This window comes from Dethiosulfovibrio peptidovorans (genome assembly GCA_002748665.1).
In the GTDB taxonomy this organism is placed as follows: domain Bacteria; phylum Synergistota; class Synergistia; order Synergistales; family Dethiosulfovibrionaceae; genus Dethiosulfovibrio; species Dethiosulfovibrio peptidovorans_A.
Genome location: PDTB01000015.1, coordinates 174,222 through 188,732, shown reverse-complemented (window position 1 = coordinate 188,732; position 14,511 = coordinate 174,222). Strand labels below are relative to the sequence as shown.

The following is a 14,511-nucleotide window of genomic DNA, read 5'->3' as shown; positions in this document are numbered from 1 at the left end:
GGGTCCTGTTGCTGATGTCCCTTTCTTGAGGTGAGTTGATATGGATCGAACTAAATTAAAGGACTGTCGACGGGTCGTGGTCAAAGTGGGTACCAGCACGGTGACCCACCCGACGGGCATGTTGAACCTGATGAGACTGGAGCGGCTGGTTCGCGAATTGGCCGATCTTCACAACCAGGGACGTGACGTGGTGCTCATCAGCTCGGGCTCGGTGGGTGCTGGCGTCGGTCGGCTTGGGCTCATGGAGCGCCCTACGACCCTCCCCATGAAACAGGCCGTCGCGGCGGTGGGACAGGCGTCCCTGATGCAGATGTATGAGAAATTCTTTGGCGAGTATGGTCTGACTGTCGGCCAGGTCCTGGTGACCCGGGACGGATTCAGCGATCGATATCGCTACTTGAACATCCGAAACACCCTGTGTGGGCTGCTTAGGCTCGGTGTTATACCGATCATTAACGAGAACGACACGGTAGCTGTAGAAGAAATAAAGTTCGGTGATAACGATACCCTGTCGGCTCTCGTTGCCGTGGCAATCCAAGCGGATGTCCTCGTGATCCTTTCGGACATCGATGGTCTCTACGATAAAAATCCGGCGGAGTTTCCCGATGCTGTTAGGCTCTCAACGGTTGAGCGAATATCCGATGAGATACGTCGCAACTCCACCGGCCGGGGTTCAACCTTCGCCAGTGGAGGAATGTTCACTAAGCTGGCCGCTGGGGACATCGTCATTCCGGCGGGGATTCCTATGCTCATCGGCAACGGAGCCGAGGCGGATGTTGTCCGGCGAATCCTTGATGGTGAGGAAGTGGGAACTTTGTTCCTTCCTGCCAAAAACGGTCGGCACGCCAGAAAGCAGTGGATCGCTGCCGGGACTCAGCCTCAAGGGGTGATCGTTGTGGACAATGGAGCCGTCAAGGCTCTCCTCAAGGGAGGCGGGAGCCTCCTTCCATCGGGCATCACGGCGGTGCGAGGCGACTTTCCCAGGGGACAGATCGTCTCGATTCAGGATAGCCACGGAACCGAGGTGGCACGAGGATTTGTGAATTACAATAGTTCCGAGGTTAAGAAAATTATGGGCCGTCACAGTCATGAAATCGAGCCCATACTGGGGGAGCGGGACTTCGACGAGGTGGTCCATAGGGACAATCTGGCCGTGCTTTGAGGAGGTCTGTGCGATGAACGAACATCTGAATGCCATGGGTGAGGCGGCTAAATCGGCTGCCCGGTTTCTGGCTCTGGCATCCCGATCTGAGAAGGACCGGGCTCTTGAGGCCATGGCGAATTTTTTGAGAAAACGATCTGACCAGATCGTTCAGGCCAACGCCGTCGATCTGAGGGTAGGGCGTGATGCGGGGCTCTCCGAGCCTCTTTTGGAGCGCCTCACTCTGAATGATGATCGAGTCGAGGCGATGGCTCGGGGCCTTGAGGAGGTGGCGGTGCTTCCCGATCCGGTGGGAACTGGTCTGGGAAGTTGGATCAACGAGGACGGGCTGGAGATATCCCGAGTCCGGGTTCCCCTGGGGGTGGTGGCTATGGTCTACGAATCCCGCCCCAACGTGACCGCCGACGGCGCCGGTTTATGCCTCAAGTCGGGGAATGCCGTCATCCTTCGGGGGGGACGGGAGGCTGTCGAATCCAACCGGGCCATCGCGCGATCTCTGAGGGAGGGGCTCTCGTCGATTGACTTCCCCAAAGATGCCGTCCAGCTTCTGGATGAGCCCGGACGGGAGGTAACTCATGCTCTCATGGGGCTTGATGCCTTGGATGTGCTCATTCCTCGAGGTGGGAAGGGGCTGAAAGAAGCTGTTCGTCGTCACGCGACAGTGCCGGTCATCATGACAGGTATGGGATTGTGCCACCTGTACGTGGACGCTTCGGCCGACATTGACATGGCGGTTAAGATTGTCGTTAACGCTAAGGCCCAGAGACCGTCGGTGTGTAACAGCGTGGAGACCCTTTTGGTTCATTGTGCAGTGGCACCGGACTTCGTTCCGATTATGGCTCAAGCGATGACCGAGGCTGGAGTAGAGCTTCGGGGCGACGGACGGATGCGTTCTTTGGCCCCCATGGCTCCTGCTACCGATGCGGACTGGGATACCGAATACCTGGCTTTGACCCTGTCCGTCAAGATGGTGGACTCCCTGGATGAGGCTGTGGAGCACATCCATCGTCACGGTTCGGGACACAGTGAGGCCATCGTTACCTCAGATTACTTCATGGCCCAACGGTTTCTCGATATGGTGGACGCTGCAGCGGTATACGTCAACGCATCGACTCGCTTCACCGATGGCGGGGTCTTCGGCTTTGGGGCCGAGATGGGTATCAGCACTCAAAAACTTCACGCTCGAGGTCCTATGGGCATCGAACAACTGACGACGGTCAAATACCGTATTCTGGGGAGTGGTCAGATTCGGGGGGCTCGATGAGCCTTCGCATTCATGTCCTGTGCGGGGGCGATTCTCCTGAGCGGGAGGTCTCCCTGGCCAGTGGAGCTTCGGTTGGACGAGGACTGACTGAGGCCGGACATCACGTCTCGGTTCGGGATCTTGAGACGAGTTCGGACATCTTTGGGGTCTTGTCAGAGCCCAAGCCGGATCTGTACTTTGTCGCTCTCCATGGAGAATGGGGGGAGGATGGCCGTCTTCAATCGGTCCTGGATATGTCCGGTGTCCCCTACACGGGGTCAAGGCCGGCGGGATGTGCTGTGGCGATGGATAAATGGCTCTCCAAAAAGATTTTTGCCGCTGCGGGGCTAGAGGTCCCTTGGGGGCTTCGGCTTCGAGCCGGTGATGAGATCGATGACGTGGGGGATCAGGTGGAGCGCTGGGGCTCCGTGATTGTCAAACCCTGTTGCGGGGGAAGTTCGGTTGGAGTTACAGTAGTATCTCGTCGGGATGAGCTTGCCTTGGCGCTGAACCTTGCGTGGCGTCACGAACCGTGCGCTCTGGTTGAGAGCTATATTCCCGGTCGAGAGATATCAGTAGCTATTTTGGAGGAGTCAGGGATTCCTCGGGCCTTGCCCGCCGTGGAAATTCTTCCCCCAGGTGGGCTGTACGACTATAGCGCCAAGTACGACGGAAAGAGCCGATACCGCGCTCCGGCCGAGCTGGCGACTCCGGTGGCCCAATGGGTGGCCAGAAGTGCCGAGGAGGCTCACAGGGCCGCGGGGTGCGGGGTGTACTCCCGGGTGGATATGCGATTGGATGAAGAGAGCAGGCCATGGATCCTGGAGGTTAACACCGCTCCTGGGATGACCGATTGCAGCTTGGTGCCCAAGGCAGCGCAAGCGGAGGGGATCGCCTTTTCTGACCTTTTGAATCGGATCGTTTTAGAAAGCCTTCGAGAACAGGTAAGCAACGTAGGCATATCGTAAAAAAGAGACGGCGCAAAGCCTTCTTAAGGCTCTGCGCCGTCTCTTTTTTGCAAACTCTTCAGTCTAACCGACTCCCTGCAGGAAAAATCGGAGGCGAAGAAAGACATGCGTTTTTAGGGAAGCCGAAGATTATTGATGATCTCCCGAATTAGCTGATCGCGAGCCACCAAAGTTTCTCTCAGGACCTTGTCCGTGTCAGCGTAGAGCTTTTTCATCTCTTCGACGGCTTCTACAGCACCGGTGTTGGCCTTTGCTATGATGTCAAGGCGCTCTCCCATGGCTTGAAAGGAGGACTTGATCTCGGCGATCTGAGCGTCGATAGCCTTGGTGGCCTCCATAACGGAGGTTTCCGTGGCGACAGCGTCCTTTCGAGCATCGGCCATCTGGTTCTCCAACCGGTCGAGGCGAAGCATGATTCCGGAGAACAACCCGAGGAAAACAACGACGACGAAGATCAAAAGGCCATATTTCTTGAGCTTGCTCTCACCTCCGCCGGACTCGTAATCGGAACAACAGCAATCGTCGTCAAAGTCCTCGTCAAACTCGTCCTCAATGACGCTCTCGTTCTCGATGTTCATCTCGTCGTTCTCCGCTGCCTGGTTTTTCATGGTCTTATCGTCTTCGTACATTATCCCATCTCCTTTTGCTGTCCGGCAGATAAACGCCAAAGATTTGTGCCCCTTTTTGCGAGCGTAACCTGTAAAGAAAATGATAGCATAAAATCCCGTCTTTTTTGACCTCAATGTCAAAAACTTTTTCTGAATAATGTGTGCTAGGTATAGTGTCCCAGAAAAATAGTCCAGAGGGTACGTTGGGATCAAAGACAGACAAGATGCCTCACTGCCGTCTATGGGGTGAGAGACGCACTTGACATCTCTGGGAGAGCTGATAGAGAAAAATACAGTTTATGGCCTGAATAGGCAGTGGTTCACGGCATTTGATAAACTAGCGATAGGCTCTGCAATAAACCAAGGGAAGAACCTCACGAACAGGGGCTGGTGAAAGAAACGATGCGATCGGATGTGGTCGTGCTCCAGCCGCTGGGGAGGCTTCTCGTTGACGGGGAAGATGGGAGACCGTAGTATATAAGCTATAAGCGGAAAGTTTTATTTTGAACGTTCAAACTACGACAGGGGGTATGTACGTTGTTGAAAAAGAAGGACATGAAAGCCGTTTTCCTCTTTCTGTCGATTGCTCTGCTGTGCCTTGGTGGAGTGTATCCCGTGTGGGGTGAGGTCGTTATGGTCGAGGGGGAGGCTGCTATTATCGATGGCAACATTCCCTCTGCGCGAGAGATGGCGAAAAAACAACTCTATCGGAATGCGATTGAGCAAGCTATCGGAGCTCGTGTTGAGGGCATCACGGAGATGAAGGATTTTCAGGTCGTTCGGGACAAGGTCTTTTCCAAGGCCCGGGGTTTGGTGCAAGATCTGGAGATTATCAAGGAATCGGAGAGCGAGGGCATCCTGCGTCTGAGTGGTCGCTGTCGCGTTGAGCAGGAAGCGTTGGACGGGGTGCTCGGTCCGGCCGTGATCGATGCTCTGGGAAACCCTCGCGTCGTGGTTGTCGTTGACGAGATGATCGGGAAAAAACGTCCTTTCCTGTCGTCGGCCGAGGGTATGGTCGAGGCCGCATTCCACAAAGCTGGCTTCCTCATGATGGACAAAGGGCAGTTGGACGCCTTGGCGGCAAAAAAAATGGAGGCTGCCAGGCTTTCTGGAGATGAGGCGGCCCTGACCGATCTGGCTCGAGAGGTGAATGCCGACGTGATCCTGTACGGTAAGGGACTCTCCTCCGCCTTTGCGAGACAGAAGGTTTCTGGTCAGACCATCTACGGGGTTCGAACACTTATGAGCCTGAAGGCTGTTATCGCACAGACTGGTCAAAGTCTGGGGATCGAGGTTCCCGAAATCAAGACCAAGGGAATGAGCGAGCAGGATGGTGCGGTCAAAGGGCTTAAAAAGGCAGCATCTCACGCGTCGGTCTCCTTAGTCAACGAGGTGGCGTATGCGCTGACTGGCGGTGGGTCTGGTGTCCCTGGGAGATCGGTTCGGGTGACGGTGGATGGGCTGGACTTTGGAAGCATGAGAGCGTTGGAGCAGGGCCTCCAGGGAGCTCAGGGTGTCGTCGGTGTCTATCGCCGATCGTTTCGAAACGGTCGTCTTGAGCTGGATGTCTCAACGGAGGGAAGTGCCGAGGATGTGGCTGTCTTTCTGGACGGCCAAGGCTTCGAGGTACTCGACCTCTCTGCTGCCACAGTTGGCGCAAGGCTGAAGCCATGAAAATCATGGGAACGGCTCTCTGTATCGTGAGCCTTATGGGGAGCGTCGTCTGGGCTGGGGGGCTCTCAGCTGAAGCTCTCCATCTTCGTCACGGTGACGTGGTTGGGCGCCAAAAATTCGAACAGGGAGTGGTGGACTGGGCAGAGGAGGTCGCTCTCGTCTCTGGAAGTTGTCCTGTTCCCAACTCCACACTCCCGGCCGACCATCTTCGAGCTAAGCGGGCGGCTCGAATCTCCCTCTGGGAAAGGGTGAGCGGCCTATTCTGCGAGCTCACAGGGTGTTCTTCTCCTGGAAATGAGGCGATTCCTAGGGGGTTTTTTCGGGAAACCTCCGTTACCGAGTACTGCAAAGACGGCTCGTACGTTTTGGAGGTTGCCATTCCCCTGAAGCGACTGATGGAACTTGCGGAGGAACGTCCCTAGTCCTTACCAGAAAAAGAGGGAGGAACGGTGATTGTGAGTTTTTTTCGGGGTGTTCTCGGGCGATCTCTGTGCCGTCTTCTGCTGTGTCTGTCTTTTTTGTGTGTCTGGGATACGTCGATACCGGGGCCGAGCCTAGCTTCGTCGAGGCGCTTCGTCCACAGCAAGGCTTGGACCTACATGGTCCGTCATCGGTCGAAGAAATACGCCAAGGCTCGGATGGCCGTCATCTCGCGATATTTTCAGACGAAAAATCCCAAGCTGAGTGCCAAGTCGGCTCGAAAATACGCAAAGCTCGTGGACCGAATCGGCCGGCGATACGACCTGGACCCCTTCCTCGTTTCGTCCATCATCGTGAAGGAATCCACCGTTCGGGTCAAGGCAAAAAGCCGTCGGGCTTATGGTCTTATGCAGGTCAACTGGAAAGCGAACAGAAAATGGATTCGCAAGGTCTATCCGTCGATCAGCTCACCGGCCAAGCTGCTTCACTCAAAGCCCAACATCATGGTCGGTTGCCACATTCTCCGGGATGCAATGAGACGTTCCTTCGGCGATGTGGATCGGGCGTTGGATAGGTATCGGGGAAAATCGGTTCCGGCCTATCGTGCCAAGATCCGTCAATATTACGAGGATCAGGTTGCGATGTTCCGAGAGAGGCGCTGACTCTCGTTTACTTCAGTTTTTGTCCTGTGCGTGTTGTACTGCTTGATTGTACAGTGGTCGCTGGCCACGTCTTGTCTTTTGCGAAAGGGGAACGGCTATGACGTCCAGAGAGAAGCGACATAATGAGACTTGGTTTACCGAGGAATCTACTAAACACCTGAGGCTGTCTTTAAGGATTACTCGTGAACTGACTCGAAAGGAGACCCCCTATCAGTCCCTGCTGGCACTTGAGACTGCCGAGTATGGTCGTATGTTGGTTCTCGACGGGGCTATTCAGGTGACCGAGAAGGATGAGTTTTGTTATCACGAGATGATGGCCCATGTGGCTCTGTGTGCCCATCCCGATCCCAAGCGAGTGCTCATCGTCGGTGGCGGTGATGGCGGTTCCCTGAGGGAGGCAGTGCGCCATTCATCAGTGGAGAAAGCCGTCCTGGTGGATATCGACGAGGAGGTCATGGCGGCGTCCCGAGAATTCTTTCCCACTTTGAGCTGTGCGATGGACGATCCTAAGGCGGAACTTCGCCCCATGGACGCCCTTGTGTACATGAAAGAACATCAAAGGGAATTCGACGTGATCATCGTAGACGCTACGGACCCGGTGGACATGGCCGCAGGGCTTTTTAAGTCGCCTTTCTACAGGGATGTCTTCGATGCCCTCAGCGATGAGGGGTTCATGGTGGCTCACATCGAATCGCCCTTTACGGATGCTGCTATCATGATCCCGGCATATCGAGCTATGAAAGAGGTCTTCCCTGCGGTCTATCCATACCTGGGCTTCATGCCTACCTATCCCTCGGGAATGTGGGTTTACGCCGCAGCGTCCAAGTACCACGATCCCAGAACGCCTTTGCGAGAGGCCCCCGAGGGGCTAAAGTACTACACGTCGGAGATTCACCGGGCGTCTTTTGCCTTGCCGCCTTTTTTGAAGGATATGCTGGAGAACGGGCAGGACGTCAAGAGCAATTATTGACGAAACGTTCGTCGTCTGCGGGAAGAACGTGTACGAATCCCCATTCGGAGTTTAGAAGCGTTTTGTTCGTCAAAGTGCTTTCTGAAACATCGCTTGTGATGATCTAGTGCGATTGACATTTGAGCGTTGTTTTTTTAGACTACATGTCGTCAAAAATTATGTACTTGAGAGTCAAATTACATGCCCTTTGCCGAGTCAAATCTGTCGGGATGGGATGGCGATGCAGATGGGCTGGAAAGGAGTTCCTTCTGTTCATGACCCGTGATAGTATTAAGAACGCATGTGGGATGTTTGCAGGTATTCAGCGTACCAGAAGTCTTCAAAGAGTGAACGACAGCATTAGGAGTGTGCGCTTTTTCATCAGGAGTAATTGCTTGTCTTTGTGGGAAGCCCCTTTTCTTTGAGGGGCTTCCGTTTTTTATGCAATGTCCTGGTAGAGTATCTATGTGAGGGAGAAAACGTATGACAACTGTACATGAAGCGGCCAAGCTGGGCCAGAGCGTATGGAACGATTATATCAGCCGAGGACTTTTGAGCTCGGGAGGTTTGAGGAGGTTAATTCAACAGGGAATCAGAGGCGTCACTTCCAACCCGGCGATCTTCAACAAAGCCATATCATCGGAAGGGGAGTACGATACTCCCATTGCCGAACTGGCACGAGACGGTGTCTCGGACCTGGATATCTACGAACGCCTCGTCTTGGAGGACATCCGAGCAGCTGCCGATGAATTTCGAGAACTGTATGATTGTTCAGGGGGAGACGACGGATTCGTGAGTTTAGAGCTCGACCCTCGGTTAGCTGATGATGGTCAGGAAACTCTGCGGGAAGCTCGACGTTTGTGGACGCTTTTGGACCGCCCCAATTGTATGATCAAGATACCCGCTACAGAGGTTGGGATAACCGCCATAGAAGATGCCACGGCCGAAGGTATCTGCGTCAACGCAACATTAATCTTCTCCCTTGCCCATAGCGAAGCGGTGAATCGGGCCTATATACGGGGGCTGGAGCGGCGGATCAAAGATGGTCACAGCCTGAACGGTGTGCGATCCGTAGCGTCTTTGTTTGTGAGTCGTCTGGATGGTGCGGTGGATCCTCTCGTGGAGGGCCGAGTCCCCGATCTTTTGGGAACTGCTGGTGTGGACAACGCTCGACTGAGCTATCGCTGCTGGCGGGAGATCTTCTCAGGTCCTGAGTGGGATAAACTGTCTGCAGCAGGAGCGAGCCCTCAGCGGATGCTCTGGGCCAGTACCGGAACCAAAAATCCCGCCTACCGGGATACTCTGTACGTGGAGGAACTTATAGGTCCTGAGACGGTAAACACCGTTCCCCCAGGAACTTTGAAGGCTTTTCTGGAGCATGGAAGGGTTGCGAATCGAATCGAACATGACCTGGATGGGGCTGTGACGCGCCGAAAGTCGCTGGCCGATCTGGGCATCAATCTGGATGACATAGGAAATCGCTTGAGGTCAGCGGGTGTCGCGGCCTTCCAGGAGGCCTTCGATTCGCTGTTGAAAGCTGTGAACGCCAAGATAAAATGATAGTTAGTTAGCTTGAGGTCATACATTCAGGCAAAGTTTTCTCGGGTGGATCAGGAGATAGCTGATTTCTCGCTGATTCCTCGGTCATCGGCTTAGACGAGGTATGGCAGAACTTTCTTGAAACGTGGACGACCTGGAAGGCCTCGGTGAACGAGTTGCTGGAACCCTGTCGGAGCCTGGACGAGCTGGGGCGTCAAGCTCAGCGAGGCCATCGTAACCTGCTTCAAGTTCAGTGGTATCACCGATCGCTTCTCAAAGCGATGCAGGTCAACTTTTAAAGAACTTTCAGGCCGAGAATCCGACGGTCTCCGATCTTTTTGTTCAGATTAACCGTCAGCATCTTAGACTCCTGAAGGGAGGCGCAGGCATCAAGAAGCTGCTCGACGAGAAGGAGAAGCTTCTTCGTGCTGGCTTGTCCCCTCGCTCACGGTTGAGAAGTTTGTTTGCCAAGGCGATACTCAAGGCTGATCAGGCGATATCTGTTTATGAAAAGCTAGAATCTTTTTATCAGGAGCGCGTCCTTGTGGAACAAGAGGATGTCTCCATGGCTTTGGAGAGTGTCATCGACGTTTCGCTGAACATGGATACCGTTCGGGGGGCCACTGACGATACTGTTCGGGCAGCGGGAGGTGTTGCGAGTGAGGCTCAGACTATGTCAACCCAAGCTGAGGACCTGGTGGGCTTTGTTCGGGTTTTTAAGGTGGAAAAAGACGCCCCTAAAGAAGCCGAAGGGTTGGTGCCTGTGGATGATGACCTCCAGGGGTAGCGTTCTGTGAAAGTCTCGTCGGTTCGTCTCAAACTCTTTTTGGAGCGTCCCGTGAGCGGCATGGGGTGATGCGCCGTTCCCTTTGGCCCGGAGGAACTTGATTCCTTCTCGGCTGCCCGGGGCAGGATGCTCGCCGGGACGCTTTTGCGTGAGGTTCGGGAAACTTTCGATTCCCGGGTTCGGATTGACGTATACGATCCTCGATGTCCTCTGTGGTTCTGGGACGTGATGCGGTTTTCCGTTCGAGGTGGTGAGCCCACGTGGGTTATCGATGGCCGGCGATGTTTTCGGGGAATTCCATCCTGGGATGAGCTGCGAGATGCCCTGATGGAGGCGTTGAGGAAGCGAGCATAGCACAGGAGAGCACCCGAAAGAACCGGGTGCTCTCCTTGTTTTCACGGGATCAGGTCCAGGGAGACCAGGACAGGCCGTCCTCTCCAAACCTTGACGATCGCCTCCAGCTTGCCCTGACGGGCCGCCTTTTCCAGGGCTCGGCCGGTCCTCTCCTTCAGATAAAATCGCTCCATAGCCGGGCCGTAGGAGAGAAATACAACGTTTTTTAACTGATTGTAGCCTACCCGATGCACCCGAAGATAGACACCTTTTTCTGGAGGTTCGCTCTCCAATGCTACAGGTCCCCAAAAACCATCCGTTTCCTGAAGGGACACGAACCACTTGTCACGATTCATGAGCAGGTCCTTTCTTTCCTGGTCGGTGGCACTCCCGGAAAGGCTCTTGTCCTTCAGGAGGGAGAGAGGCAGGGTCTCGGCAGCGAACCGGAGCGTGAGATACTCGCCCCGAAAAGGATCCCGAGGATCGACCGGTTCTGTCCTCATCCTGATTTCCTGCCCCAACAGAAGTACCATCCCGGGGATGGTCGGAGCCACCAGGAGAATAGCAAAAGGCAGGACTATGGTCAGCAGATATCGGACTCGTCGGGTCATGATAGGCCCTCCTCCCTGTCCTTTTCGAGGGCCCGTCGGCGGAGCCGTTCCAGAAACCATCCCATGAGCACCAGGATGATTCCCCCGGTGGTAAAGAAGGCGGCTTTTGAGAGAAAACTATACACGCTGCCGAAATAGTATCGAAGCACCATGACGGCAAAAATAGTGGTGCCGATCCTGTGTCCCCGGATGAGGAAGCCCAGACCGACCACGGCGGTACCTATACCTGATACCAGGGCCAGACCATCTCGAATCCTGTACATCGTGTCGGCATCCAGGAAGAAGGGGGTGCTCCAGACATCCGGGACGCTCAGGGCAAGTCCACAGAGGCCGAAGAGGAGAATTCCCCCATGAAGATGGAGGGCCTTCTGAGGCCGATACAGGGCCGTGATCAGGCCTATGGCACCCAGGAGGAGCAAGGTTATCGCAGGGTCCTCCGTAGCCTGAAAAAAGCGTATCCCCAGGGTGATAACGGCAGTGATGGCCGTGAGGGAATGTACACTGGGGGTCTCTCGCCAGTAGGTTCGCCCGAGCCACCACGTGGCACCCAGAAAGAGCCACGGCCAGGGAGGAAGGAGAAAAGCCATCAGCCCTGGAGACTGTGGGAACGACGGGGAATCGAAGAAGGCCCCACTGATGAACACCAACGTCAGAACCTGAACGAGAAGCATCTGCCATTGATCCCTGAGCAGGGCGATCGTCGGCAGAAGCCCGACGATCCACCAGGCCATGGCCGAGGTCCAATGGCCTCCGTGATGATACATCTGTCCCACGAGGAAAATGCCGCCACCGTAGATGAAGCTTCCCAGAAGCAGACACAGCCGAGACAGGATGGGACGGGACTCCTCAAAGCGCCATGCAGCTAAGACGCTCCCGGTGTAGGTTCCCAGAACCATGAGAAGCCGTACCCACCGGGGTGTCTCAAACCAGTTGGCTGCGATGGCGCTCAGGATTCCCAAACCGATCAGGCATCCTCCCAATCCCGTCAAGATGTGAAAAAGCCGAAAGGGTTTCGGTCGGTATAGCTGCTGAATAGCCTGAGCCTGGGTATCGTCCATCAACCGATTTTCCTGCCAGTATCGGAGCTCCCTAAGCAAAAAAGCCCACTCTCGTCGTCTGACGGTCCTCTGAGACTGGCGTAGTGAGGTCTCCTCAAGAGGGGCGGTCATACTGTTTCCTCTTTAATGTCTACGGCCTCTCCGTCGGTCAGGGTACGGCCACCCGAAACGATGAGGGTCTCGCCAGGGGCCAACCCCTCCAGAATCTGGACACGGTCGCCCACTGTGGCGCCAAGTTGAACGGAACGCCTGTTCGCCTTGCCGTCACGGGCCACCATGACGAAGTCAGCGCCCTCCTCCCGGCGAACCGAGGCGGTTGGGATCATCACGGCGTTCTCAAGGGCTTCCTGGACGATGAACACCCGGGCGAACATCCCTGGTTTGAGGGGGTCTGGGTCGTCCACGGTCACCTCCACCTGGGTGGTCCTGGTAGCCGGATCCACGAACGGGCGGATCCGATACACGTGACCGGTCAGTTTTCGGTCTCCCACGATGACGAAAGCTGCCATCCCCATGGCGATGGTGCTCGTCTGACTTTCTGGAGCCTGGATCACCGCTTTGAGCCTGGTGGTATCGGCGATCTGGACCAGAGGGGTTTGAGCGGTGATCATCTCACCCGGGGTCCGGGAGTAGTCGTTGACCACCGTCCCGGGGATGGACGCTTTGATGGTGTACTCTGAGAGGTCCACCTGGAGGGCCTGAAGGTTGGCCCTGCTTTGGCGCACCTGAGCTCGATTCAGTTCGACTGCGGCAGCGGCTGTTCGGTAGGCCGTCTCTTTGGCGTCGAGCTGCTGTTGGGTGGAGAAGCCCTCCTGCACGAGTCGTCGGTATCGGTCTCGTTCCAGCTTGGCATTGTCCAGCTGAGCCGTGGTCTGAGCTAGTTGGGCCTGAGCCACAGCGATTTGGGCCTGAGCTTGGGCGATTCTGGCGTCCACCTGTCGGTGGTCCAGCTCAGCCACGGGAGTGCCTAGGGTGACCTGGTCACCCTGCTTCACCAACATGGCCGTCAATCGAGCGGTGACTACCGAGTTGAGTGTCACCTCATCCACCGCTTCCAGGGTGCTGTTTTCGGAGAATCCCCGATAGACGACCGGGTCGATGGAGACTGTTATCACCTCCACCCGGGCGTTTTGTCCCCATGCGGAGGACGTCAGAAACATCAGGAGAGCCAGCAGTATCGGTCGGAAACGATTCATAAAGATCCCCCCTCGTCGTTCAGGATATGGGCCACCAGGTGGCCCTCCATGCGTTGGATGGTAGCAACCTGAACCATATAGGAGCGTACAGCGGCAGCACGGTCCTTACGGGATCGGGCGTAGGATGCCTGAGCGTCCAGAACGTCTATCTGAGGACTTACTCCTTCCCGGTAGCCCACCTGGGCCAGGCGAAGGGCCTCCGAGGAAAGCCCCAGATCGGTTGACGTAGCCTCCACTGTCTGTCTGGCCGTTTCCAGATCGAGCCAGGCCTGGGAGACATCGCTTTTAATGCGTTCAACGAGGCGGGCAAGCTCCAGTTCTTGCTGGCGGAGTGTCGCCTGCTCGGCCTGGACCTCTCCTTTGGTGATGTTGCGGTCGAAGATGGGTACCTCGGCGTTCAGGATCACTTGCCAATCATCGTCGGCACTGCCGTCTCCATCCTTAGGGTCATCCCAGGAATAGACGCCTTTGAGATTCACCTGCGGACGAAGCCCCGAAGCTACTATCTGGATCTGTTCTTTTTGCATCTCCACCCTCGCAGTCGCCGAGGTCAGGTCTCCCCGAGAAGTCAGAGCCCTCTCCAAAGAGCCGTCCTTGTCTCCTGTATACGGACGAAACTCCAGGTCGCCCTGGATCTCCGTGGGCTCGTTGGGAGGAAGACGCAGAGTTGTTCTGAGGGCGATAGCCGCCGCCTCCAGATCGTTTTTTGCGGTGATGAGTTGAGTTTCGTAGACGCTGAGCTGTTGTCTGGCTCGGGTGACCTCAAAGTGGTTGGCTACGCCCAGAGCCTCTTTTTTGATGGTTTCTTTTAAATGGCTCTTTGCAAAGGTGACTGAGTCCAGCCCGGCCGCCACGTTCTCCCTGAGTTGAAGAACCCGGGAGAATTGACTCACGACGACGAGCGCGACCTGCTCCCTGGAGTTCGTCACTGCCGCCTGAGTGGATCGGTCGTACGCCTCGGACTGACGGAGAAGAGCTGTCGCCCGACCGCCGGTGTACAGAGGCTGGACCGCCACCAGCGAGATACCTCCGGCCGTTCCGTCGCCCGCCAGGGCATGGCGCTCGTCCCGAACCGTGTAGTGGGCTCTCAGGTTGAGAGAGGGAAACAGGGCCGAACGGGCAATCATGGCTCCGGCGTCGCTCTTGTGCCGATCCTCCAGGCTCTTGAGGACGTCAATATCCTGCTGAACGGCGATTTGAACGGCGTCCTTCAGGGAGATAGGAGCTGCCAGGGCTGCCGTTGCCCCTAAAAAGGCCATCGCTACGATGGACGTCTTGGCGAAACGGATACAGGTCATGGT

At 55.9% G+C, this 14,511-nt stretch carries 15 protein-coding genes; 10 read left to right on the top strand and 5 right to left on the bottom strand.

From position 1 onward, the window contains the following. Nucleotides 1-40 precede the first annotated feature (40 nt). From proB to CSA35_02210, 3 genes are read left to right on the top strand one after another with little or no spacing between them, the layout of a single operon-like run. Nucleotides 41-1,162, top strand: coding sequence for a glutamate 5-kinase (gene proB, locus CSA35_02220; protein PIE55271.1), 1,122 nt, complete (start codon nt 41-43; stop codon nt 1,160-1,162). A gap of 13 nt (nt 1,163-1,175) precedes the next feature. After that, on the top strand, nt 1,176-2,426 hold the full coding sequence (locus tag CSA35_02215) for a glutamate-5-semialdehyde dehydrogenase (GenBank protein PIE55270.1): 1,251 nt from the start codon (nt 1,176-1,178) through the stop codon (nt 2,424-2,426). Then, complete coding sequence (locus CSA35_02210) at nt 2,423-3,373, top strand: D-alanine--D-alanine ligase (protein ID PIE55269.1); 951 nt, start codon at nt 2,423-2,425, stop codon at nt 3,371-3,373. Before CSA35_02215 ends, CSA35_02210 begins: the two co-directional genes overlap by 4 nt. Nucleotides 3,374-3,486: 113 nt before the next feature. On the opposite strand, the gene CSA35_02205 is transcribed toward CSA35_02210, so the two are convergent. After that, complete coding sequence (locus CSA35_02205; protein PIE55268.1) at nt 3,487-4,002, bottom strand: hypothetical protein; 516 nt, start codon at nt 4,000-4,002, stop codon at nt 3,487-3,489. 516 nt (nt 4,003-4,518) lie between these two features. On the opposite strand from CSA35_02205, the gene CSA35_02200 reads away from it, so the two are divergent. From CSA35_02200 to CSA35_02170, 7 genes are all read left to right on the top strand, one after another. Next, on the top strand, nt 4,519-5,655 hold the full coding sequence (locus CSA35_02200; protein ID PIE55267.1) for a hypothetical protein: 1,137 nt from the start codon (nt 4,519-4,521) through the stop codon (nt 5,653-5,655). Next, a complete protein-coding gene (locus tag CSA35_02195; protein PIE55266.1) occupies nt 5,652-6,077 on the top strand; it encodes a hypothetical protein in 426 nt (141 codons plus the stop codon). Before CSA35_02200 ends, CSA35_02195 begins: the two co-directional genes overlap by 4 nt. 27 nt (nt 6,078-6,104) lie before the next feature. Beyond that, nucleotides 6,105-6,737: a hypothetical protein gene (locus CSA35_02190; protein ID PIE55265.1), complete on the top strand. Its 633-nt coding sequence runs from the start codon at nt 6,105-6,107 to the stop codon at nt 6,735-6,737. A gap of 97 nt (nt 6,738-6,834) precedes the next feature. Then, on the top strand, nt 6,835-7,707 hold the full coding sequence (locus tag CSA35_02185) for a spermidine synthase (protein PIE55264.1): 873 nt from the start codon (nt 6,835-6,837) through the stop codon (nt 7,705-7,707). Nucleotides 7,708-8,169: 462 nt separating this feature from the next. Continuing rightward, a complete protein-coding gene (tal, locus tag CSA35_02180) occupies nt 8,170-9,246 on the top strand; it encodes a transaldolase (GenBank protein ID PIE55263.1) in 1,077 nt (358 codons plus the stop codon). A 232-nt stretch (nt 9,247-9,478) separates the two neighbouring features. After that, the gene (locus CSA35_02175) at nt 9,479-10,012 is read left to right on the top strand and encodes a hypothetical protein (protein PIE55262.1); all 534 of its coding nucleotides are present in this window, start codon (nt 9,479-9,481) and stop codon (nt 10,010-10,012) included. Nucleotides 10,013-10,138: 126 nt separating this feature from the next. After that, a complete protein-coding gene (locus tag CSA35_02170; GenBank protein PIE55261.1) occupies nt 10,139-10,366 on the top strand; it encodes a hypothetical protein in 228 nt (75 codons plus the stop codon). Between the two features lie 41 nt (nt 10,367-10,407). On the opposite strand, the gene CSA35_02165 is transcribed toward CSA35_02170, so the two are convergent. From CSA35_02165 to CSA35_02150, 4 genes are read right to left on the bottom strand one after another with little or no spacing between them, the layout of a single operon-like run. Continuing rightward, nucleotides 10,408-11,016 carry a hypothetical protein gene (locus CSA35_02165; protein ID PIE55260.1) on the bottom strand — a complete coding sequence of 203 codons (609 nt, stop codon included), beginning with the start codon at nt 11,014-11,016 and terminating at the stop codon, nt 10,408-10,410. Continuing rightward, on the bottom strand, nt 10,953-12,125 hold the full coding sequence (locus CSA35_02160; GenBank protein PIE55259.1) for a hypothetical protein: 1,173 nt from the start codon (nt 12,123-12,125) through the stop codon (nt 10,953-10,955). The genes CSA35_02165 and CSA35_02160 overlap by 64 nt, the downstream gene beginning before the upstream one ends. Continuing rightward, nucleotides 12,122-13,210, bottom strand: a complete 1,089-nt coding sequence (locus CSA35_02155) for a hypothetical protein (protein ID PIE55258.1) — start codon at nt 13,208-13,210, stop codon at nt 12,122-12,124. The genes CSA35_02160 and CSA35_02155 overlap by 4 nt, the downstream gene beginning before the upstream one ends. Next, the gene (locus CSA35_02150) at nt 13,207-14,508 is read right to left on the bottom strand and encodes a hypothetical protein (GenBank protein ID PIE55257.1); all 1,302 of its coding nucleotides are present in this window, start codon (nt 14,506-14,508) and stop codon (nt 13,207-13,209) included. The genes CSA35_02155 and CSA35_02150 overlap by 4 nt, the downstream gene beginning before the upstream one ends. Between the last annotated feature and the right edge of the window lie 3 nt (nt 14,509-14,511).

Excerpts from the sequence above, each read along its gene's own strand:
- CSA35_02150 (PIE55257.1), bottom strand. The coding sequence starts at position 14,508 with ATGACCTGTATCCGTTTCGCCAAGACGTCCATCGTAGCGATGGCCTTT.
- CSA35_02155 (PIE55258.1), bottom strand. The coding sequence starts at position 13,210 with ATGAATCGTTTCCGACCGATACTGCTGGCTCTCCTGATGTTTCTGACG.
- proB (PIE55271.1), top strand. The coding sequence starts at position 41 with ATGGATCGAACTAAATTAAAGGACTGTCGACGGGTCGTGGTCAAAGTG.
- CSA35_02205 (PIE55268.1), bottom strand. The coding sequence starts at position 4,002 with ATGTACGAAGACGATAAGACCATGAAAAACCAGGCAGCGGAGAACGAC.
- tal (PIE55263.1), top strand. The coding sequence starts at position 8,170 with ATGACAACTGTACATGAAGCGGCCAAGCTGGGCCAGAGCGTATGGAAC.
- CSA35_02170 (PIE55261.1), top strand. The coding sequence starts at position 10,139 with ATGCTCGCCGGGACGCTTTTGCGTGAGGTTCGGGAAACTTTCGATTCC.
- CSA35_02195 (PIE55266.1), top strand. The coding sequence starts at position 5,652 with ATGAAAATCATGGGAACGGCTCTCTGTATCGTGAGCCTTATGGGGAGC.
- CSA35_02210 (PIE55269.1), top strand. The coding sequence starts at position 2,423 with ATGAGCCTTCGCATTCATGTCCTGTGCGGGGGCGATTCTCCTGAGCGG.
- CSA35_02215 (PIE55270.1), top strand. The coding sequence starts at position 1,176 with ATGAACGAACATCTGAATGCCATGGGTGAGGCGGCTAAATCGGCTGCC.
- CSA35_02185 (PIE55264.1), top strand. The coding sequence starts at position 6,835 with ATGACGTCCAGAGAGAAGCGACATAATGAGACTTGGTTTACCGAGGAA.
- CSA35_02165 (PIE55260.1), bottom strand. The coding sequence starts at position 11,016 with ATGGTTTCTGGAACGGCTCCGCCGACGGGCCCTCGAAAAGGACAGGGA.
- CSA35_02160 (PIE55259.1), bottom strand. The coding sequence starts at position 12,125 with ATGACCGCCCCTCTTGAGGAGACCTCACTACGCCAGTCTCAGAGGACC.